The following is a 6,607-nucleotide window of genomic DNA, read 5'->3' on the forward strand; positions in this document are numbered from 1 at the left end:
CGCAGAGCCTAATCAGCGGTCACGAGGAGGGGCTAACGGAGCAGGGGGATCTGCCACCTGAGCCATCTTCGGCAGCCAGCATGAAAGCCATCCCTGCCCCGCCAGCGTCCATGAAGAAAGGTAGGGCGGCATGATCCGAGCTGCCCCGAGCTGCGATCAGAAGGGCGGCAGGGTGCCGGGCCCTGATCGCCTGAGCGGCCTCGGCGATGGGCGCGTTACCCGCGGCCAGGGCGGCGGCAACGACCTCGGGCTGCTGCCTGATCTCAGCTTCGAAGGTGCTGCGGCTGTTTGCTGCTGGCAAGCTGGGTTCACTGTATGCCCGCCTGACGAGGCAACTTAGAGCCAGCCCTTGGCCCGGGCGGTGCGGAGCGCCTCCAGCCGGTTTCGGGCGTTCAGCTTCTGGATGGCTGCCGACAGATGGTTGCGAACTGTGCCTTCGGAGAGGAAGAGACGCCTGGCGATGGCGGCGACCGTCGAACCGTCCTCGCTCTCGGTGAGCACCTCCAGCTCGCGCGCTGACAGCGGGCAGTCGCCTTCGCTAAGGGCCTGGGCGGCGAGCTGGGGATCCAGCACCCGCTCTCCGGCGGCCGTCCGCCTGATCGCACCGGCGAGCTCCGTTACCGGCGCGTCCTTCAGCATGAATCCGCTGGCTCCGTTCGCCATCGCCTTGCGCAAATAGCCCGGCCGGCCGAAGGTCGTCAGCATGAGCACGCGGCATTCCGGCAGCAGCCGGCCCAGCTCGGCGGCAACTGAGAGTCCGTCCTGGCCGGGCATCTCGATATCCAGGAGGGCCACGTCCGGTCGGACCCGCAGCGCTGCGCCGGCCACTTCGTCCCCCTTACCGACCTGGGCCACGACCTCGATGTCGGTCTCCAAATTGAGCAGGGCGGTGAGGGCGCCCCTAACCATCTCTTGGTCCTCAGCCAGCAGGACCCGAATCACGCAGCACTTGCAGCGACCGGCGCCTGCTTGAGCGGCAGCCGGACGAAGAGCCGGAAGCCATCGGGTGTGGGACCCGCCTGAAGGTGGCCCTGCCGCGCCTCCACCCGTTCCCGCAGCCCGTGCAAACCGTGGCCCTGCTTGAACTCGAAGCCGGGCTCGTGGGCGCAACCGTCGTCGGTGAGCTCCAGAATCGCCTCCTCCGGCGCGTGCTCCAGCCGGAGGACGGCTGCTGTGGCGTGGCTGTGGCGGAGGACGTTGGTAACTCCTTCGCGCAACGCCCACGCGAGCGTGGAGTCAAGGACCGCCGGCAGGGGATCGGACAGGCTCGGCCCGGTGAGCGACACGCCCGCTGCCTTGAGCCCGCTTTTCGCATTGACCAGCTCTTGCTCCAGGCTGGGCTGGCGGTAACCCTCGACTGCCTCTCGGACTTCGCGCAGCGCCTGCCTTCCCACCCGCTCGATGTCGGCGGCTTGCTGAGCCGCCAGCTCGGGTGATTGGCCGGCCAGCCGGTGGGCGAGCTCCGCCTTCAGGACCATCACCGACAGGCTGTGGCCGAGCAGGTCGTGGAGGTCTCGAGCGAAGCGCAACCGCTCGTCGGAGACTGCCAGCCGCGCCACCTCCTCGCGGGCAGCCTGCAGCTGTCGATTGGAGCGGATCAAGGCGGCGATGCCAACCATGAAGAGACCCGTGAACAGCATGCCGCCCGAGTAGAGGGCGGCGTAGTACCAGGGGGTGCCACCGGCCAAGGCGGCGATAAAGATCGCCAGCGACACAAGCGGGATGAGACTCCAGCCCCGCCAGGAGCGAAAGGCGAACGCCGCCCCGATGACTGGGAAGTAAAAGGCGGCAGCAAAGTCAGCCCCGTCGAAGGAGACGAGCACGAAGGAAAGGCCGACCATTACCAGGATGGCCGCCAGAGCCTGGTGGGAGCGCGGCCTGATGCGCGGGGCTTCCAGCGATGCGGAGACGGCGCGGGTGATGAACCAGACGTCCACCGCGACGAACACGAGCACAGTGGCTGCGACAAGCAACCGGTCCTGGAATGGGTGAGGATGGCCGTAATAGGCAGCTGCTTCAAAGACCAAGAGCAGGAGCCAGACAAGGCCGAGCCCGCGCCAGACCCTCTGGCGCAGGCGAATCCAGAGGGACTCGATGCGGTCGGCCATTCTTATCAGGAAAGGCTAAGCCGGCCACCTGCTTCTGCCAAGTGACAGTGCCGTCGTTTCCGTCGTGACGAACGTCATCAAAACTTGATGAGGACTGGAACTTCTCCTCCGTCCACCGGTCCGGCTACGCTCGAAGCGAGATGACAGTAGCTGAGCTGAGAGGTGTCACCAAGCGTTTCGGGCCCGTGGAAGCGCTGAAAGGCATCGATCTGGACATACCCGAGGGCGAGTTGTTGGCCTTGCTGGGTCCGAACGGAGCGGGCAAGACGACTGCGATTGGGATGATGCTGGGGCTGCGGCGGCCGAGCAGCGGCACAGTCAAGCTGTTCGGGCTGGACCCGGGCGACCGCCGCGCCCGGAGCCGCTGCGGCGTCATGCTCCAGGAGTCCGGCGTCAACCAGACGTTGAGCGTGAGCGAGCTGGTCAACCTGTTTCGCGCCTACTATCCCAACCCCATGTCCGCCGACCGGGCCATCGCTCTGGCCGGCCTCGAGCCAGAAGCGAAGAAGCCGGTGGCGAAGCTCTCAGGCGGCCAGAAGCAGAGGCTTTACTACGCACTGGCGGTGGCCGGTGACCCGGAGGTCATCTTCCTGGACGAGCCGACTGTCGGCATGGACGTGGAGTCTCGCAGGACGTTCCTCGAATCGATCAAGAACTTCGCGGGCAACGGCCGCACCATAGTGCTCACCACCCACTACCTGGACGAGGCTGACGAGCTGGCCCGGCGCATAGTCGTGGTAGACCGTGGCCTTGTAGTGGCGGACGGCACGCCTGACTTCATCAAGTCGAAGGTGGCCGGTCGACGCGTTACGTTCGATAGTGACCGCGCTCTGACCGAGGCCGACTTTGAAGGTCTGCCGCGCAAGCGACTGGAGATCTCCGGCCAGCGGGCGAAGATCCTGACCGATCAGCCCGAGGAAATCTTGCGGGCGCTGTTCCAGCGCGGCCTGGCGATCAAGAATCTGAGCGTCGTGGGCGCCGACCTGGAGGAGGCCTTCCTCGCCCTGACCGCGCACGATAAGGCCAAGGCCGGCGAGTCTGGAGCGGCTGAGCCGGATTCTTCCGCACTGGAGGAGGTGAATCGATGAGCACGCGGGTTGTGACCAGGCCGTCCGGGATGTCTGTGGCGCCGATGTCGCGAATGCTCGGGGCTTCGCTCAAGGCGCGGGCCCAGTTCTATCGACGCAGTCCACTGTTCCTGGTGTTCTCGATGGTGCTGCCGCTCATGTTCTACGCGTTGTTCGGCACAGTCTTTGCGCCGAAGAGCGGGGCTCCCGAGTTCTTCGCCTATCTGCTCGGCTCGTATGGCGCCTACGCCGTGAGCAGCATCATGATCTTCAACATCGGCATCGGCGTGGCGACCGCCCGGGCGCAGAAGATCGACGTGCTCCAGCGCGCCACTCCTCTACCGGGTTGGGTCGCGATTGCGAGCGAGATCGTGACAGCGATGGGAGTTGCGGTGGTGTCCCTGATCCCGCTGTTCATCTTCGGCGCTGCGTACGGCCACGTTCAGCTCTCGGCTGCTCGCTGGCTGCTGCTGGTGGTGAGCCTCGTTTTCGGCGCCCTGCCAGTACTTGGCTTGGGACTTGCGATCGGCTACGGCGCCTCCGCCAACAATGCGCCGGCCCTGGCGAACCTGATCTACCTGCCGATGTCCTTTCTCTCCGGTCTCTTCATCCCGCTGGCGATCATGCCTGACTGGATCCAGAAGATCGGCGTCTGGTTTCCCACCTACCACTACGGTCAGCTGGCCTGGAATTCGGTTGGTCAGGGCAAGGAGGAGCCGCTCTGGGCGATCCTCTGGCTGATCGTGTGGGCAGCTGTACTGTTCGGGATCGCCGCCCGCTTCTACCGACGGGACCAGACGCGAAAGTTCGCCTGAGGCTCTGGCGGTGGGCGGCCCGGAGCTGAACGCCGCCTGACCCACTCCTCGATCTCGGGCTATTACGTGTCCGTCCATGTGCCATTTTTCAGCGCTTAGGCTCTGCCTCAGAGGCTTAGGAAGATGGCAAACGACTGTGCGAGTCAGCCCACCGCAGGAACGGCGCTGAGAATCGGCGGGGCTGCCGGTTGGCGAGGAAGGGACTGTGAGTGACGGCTTCGAGCTCGAGCTGGGGGCGCTGCAGGCCGCGGCCGGCCGACTCGCCACAGTCGGCGATCAGCTATCGGGTGACCGAGGCCAGGGTTTGAGCGCCGCTGAGACTGCTATCTCTGCCTTCACCAGCGGCCTACCGGCCGGCGCGATGTCCGACTTCCTCCAGCAGTGGGGGCAGGCCGCGGCGCGGCTGGTCGAAGGAGTGCACAAGGATGCCGCCGAGTTGCGCGCCACCGCTCAGCGCTACGCCGGTGCCGACGACGCGTCCCGGCCGCGATGACTCTGGGCGCGCTGGGCGGTCTCGACATCCTGGCCGAGGACCCCGGCCGGCGCAGAGCTCGAGCAGGTGTTCAGCAACCTTGCGGCTCGGGCCGAGGAGATCAGCGGCGCCACTCGGGAGGCGATCTCGGCGTGGCGCGGGAAAGCGGCAGTGCGGTTCACGGACCACATGCTGCATCGGCTGCGAGCTGGAGAGCTGCTCGCAGACAGCGTGGACGGCGCGGCGGCGGCCCTTCGCACCTACGCGACGGTCTTGCGCAGGGCCCAGCAGCTGTTTCGCGAAGCCGAGCAGGAGGCGCACTCGGTAGGACTTGCCTTGCTCGGTCCTGTCATCGACCCCAGAAGCCTCTTGCCGCCCACTGCCGAGAAGGCCATGCACGAACCACACGTGGCCTGGGCTCTGGCAGAAGCCGAACGCCAGCGCTATGCCGCCGCCTGCGACTTGGTCCTCGCCCTCCATAGCCTGCATCCCAAGCTGAGCGAGGCCGGCTATCTGCTCGGGGACCACAGCGGCCTCTCACCCCTGGGCTTCGCCGGAGACTTTGTGAAGGGAGCCGGCGGTGGGATGGTCGATCTCGGGCTGGGGCTTGCCTCGATGGTGGCCAAGACCGCTCCGCCCGTCTTCCTGACCAGCCCTCAGGCTCGGACAGACCTGACAGATTCAGCCACGGCGGAAGCGTCCCAGCTCTGGCAGCACCCCGAGAGCGCGCTGGATCTGGCCGGCCTTCCCGATCCCAGCCTGCTCACCTCCGGCCACCCGGGAGAGTTCACCGGCCGCATCGCCGCCTGGGCGGCCACGACACTAACCCCAGGCGGCGCCGACGGCGCCGACGAAGCCGCAGCGGCGGCCCGCGCGAACAGCCGAGTGGAAGCAATTTGGCAGCGCCTGGATTCGCCGACGCCCAAGTACAAGGAGCACATACGCCTAGTGCACTCCCAGGAAGGACTCAATGCGGCGCATGGGGACCTGGTTCAGGACGATGCCACAGATATTCCCGGCAGGCCAACGTATCCAGGCCACTGGCAGAGGCTGCCCGGGGGCATCGAGGTTGGCTATCGTCCAGCCTCGAAGTCGGGCGGCCCCGGTGTGGACATTCGATATCCGGACGGTAGAAGGCAGCGTACGATTCACATTTCGCCATGGCCTTCGAAGTAGTTATCGAGGAAGTGCTGGTCTATGGGCTGGACGATTGGGTGATGCTGTCGGCGTTCACATCGGTCGTGAGCAGTGAACTTGGCATCAATGACTGGCTCACAGTCAGGCCCCACGTTCTTACTGTCATGCGGACGGTGCTCGCCGAGGGCTGGTACGAGGTCGGCAATGTCGGCGAAGACGGCTTCCACTCTTGGCGGTTACCACTCGAGGATTCGTTGCAACGGCTGGAAGCGGAGGTGCTAAGCCTCGAGTCATGGCCGCACATGGGCGACCCCTGGTTCAATCTCACACCTGCCGGGCAAGAGGAGGCGGAACGCATAGTACGGCGCACGATGGAGTGGCTCCCGCCTCCGGCATTGCCGCTGACTGCGCAGGAACTGTTGGACTGGCTTCGCTCCTACCTGGCCAGAGGGGATGGCTACCCGCTTCGCTCGATCGTGCTCGGCGTCCTGCGCGGGATGAAGGTGCGGACGGACGCTGACGCCAGAGAAATGATCGACCGAATCCTGCGCGAACTGCTGTCCGATCCCGACATTCAGGTGAAAATGGAAACGCCACCAGGGTCGGGCAGCTTTAGGGTCAACTTGGCGGCACCGGCATTGCCGGCGATGCGAGAGCAGTTATCGGCCATTCCTGACCTTGAACACATGCCTGATCTCTTTCTGCTCATCCGGCTCAAAACGATCGTCTGAAAGCCGTTCAGTGTAGGCGCTGCCTGCCTCGCGGACGAGCTCCAACGTGTCCGCCCATGTGCCCTTTTTGACGGGTGTGTTTCGAGCGCGCCTTCGCAATCTTTCCGAGCGCATCGGGCGCGAATGATCCCAGCAAAGCTCGGGGCGGCCGACGTGCGACGACGGCCGGGCCCAGCCGCGGCTGGATTGACAGCAAGGCGGCGCCGAAGACAACCACGCCCCGCCATCCCCGTTCCCCCCCGGGGTCGACGGTGGGACCCCCGGCGGAGGCACAAAA

At 65.7% G+C, this 6,607-nt stretch carries 8 protein-coding genes; 5 read left to right on the forward strand and 3 right to left on the reverse strand.

Annotated features, from left to right (window positions below):
- Window positions 1-19: 19 nt before the first annotated feature.
- From ACR2MZ_RS00945 to ACR2MZ_RS00955, 3 genes are read right to left on the reverse strand one after another with little or no spacing between them, the layout of a single operon-like run.
- Window positions 20-301, reverse strand: coding sequence for a hypothetical protein (locus tag ACR2MZ_RS00945; RefSeq protein ID WP_434003205.1), 282 nt, complete (start codon window positions 299-301; stop codon window positions 20-22).
- A 35-nt stretch (window positions 302-336) separates the two neighbouring features.
- Window positions 337-942: a response regulator transcription factor gene (locus tag ACR2MZ_RS00950; protein ID WP_434003206.1), complete on the reverse strand. Its 606-nt coding sequence runs from the start codon at window positions 940-942 to the stop codon at window positions 337-339.
- Entirely contained in the window at window positions 939-2,108 is a 1,170-nt protein-coding gene (locus ACR2MZ_RS00955; protein WP_434003207.1) for a sensor histidine kinase, read from the reverse strand. The genes ACR2MZ_RS00950 and ACR2MZ_RS00955 overlap by 4 nt, the downstream gene beginning before the upstream one ends.
- A 140-nt stretch (window positions 2,109-2,248) precedes the next feature.
- Here ACR2MZ_RS00955 and ACR2MZ_RS00960 point away from each other — a divergent pair, with 140 nt between their 5' ends.
- The 5 genes from ACR2MZ_RS00960 to ACR2MZ_RS00980 all read left to right on the forward strand — a co-directional run bounded on the left by ACR2MZ_RS00960 (window position 2,249) and on the right by ACR2MZ_RS00980 (window position 6,330).
- A complete protein-coding gene (locus ACR2MZ_RS00960; protein WP_434003208.1) occupies window positions 2,249-3,196 on the forward strand; it encodes an ABC transporter ATP-binding protein in 948 nt (315 codons plus the stop codon).
- Window positions 3,193-3,990, forward strand: coding sequence for an ABC transporter permease (locus ACR2MZ_RS00965; protein WP_434003209.1), 798 nt, complete (start codon window positions 3,193-3,195; stop codon window positions 3,988-3,990). The genes ACR2MZ_RS00960 and ACR2MZ_RS00965 overlap by 4 nt, the downstream gene beginning before the upstream one ends.
- Before the next feature lie 205 nt (window positions 3,991-4,195).
- Window positions 4,196-4,483, forward strand: a complete 288-nt coding sequence (locus ACR2MZ_RS00970; protein ID WP_434003210.1) for a hypothetical protein — start codon at window positions 4,196-4,198, stop codon at window positions 4,481-4,483.
- Between the two features lie 66 nt (window positions 4,484-4,549).
- Window positions 4,550-5,638, forward strand: coding sequence for a hypothetical protein (locus ACR2MZ_RS00975; protein ID WP_434003211.1), 1,089 nt, complete (start codon window positions 4,550-4,552; stop codon window positions 5,636-5,638).
- Entirely contained in the window at window positions 5,623-6,330 is a 708-nt protein-coding gene (locus tag ACR2MZ_RS00980; protein ID WP_434003212.1) for a hypothetical protein, read from the forward strand. Before ACR2MZ_RS00975 ends, ACR2MZ_RS00980 begins: the two co-directional genes overlap by 16 nt.
- The last annotated feature ends 277 nt before the right edge of the window (window positions 6,331-6,607 follow it).

The sequence above is a fragment of the Candidatus Dormiibacter sp. genome (assembly GCF_050999135.1).
GTDB classification, from domain to species: Bacteria; Chloroflexota; Dormibacteria; order Dormibacterales; family Dormibacteraceae; genus Dormiibacter; species Dormiibacter spiritus.

Bases quoted from the DNA above. Each gene is read 5' to 3' on its own strand.
- ACR2MZ_RS00955 (WP_434003207.1), bottom strand. From the start codon at position 2,108: ATGGCCGACCGCATCGAGTCCCTCTGGATTCGCCTGCGCCAGAGGGTC.
- ACR2MZ_RS00960 (WP_434003208.1), top strand. From the start codon at position 2,249: ATGACAGTAGCTGAGCTGAGAGGTGTCACCAAGCGTTTCGGGCCCGTG.
- ACR2MZ_RS00980 (WP_434003212.1), top strand. From the start codon at position 5,623: ATGGCCTTCGAAGTAGTTATCGAGGAAGTGCTGGTCTATGGGCTGGAC.
- ACR2MZ_RS00965 (WP_434003209.1), top strand. From the start codon at position 3,193: ATGAGCACGCGGGTTGTGACCAGGCCGTCCGGGATGTCTGTGGCGCCG.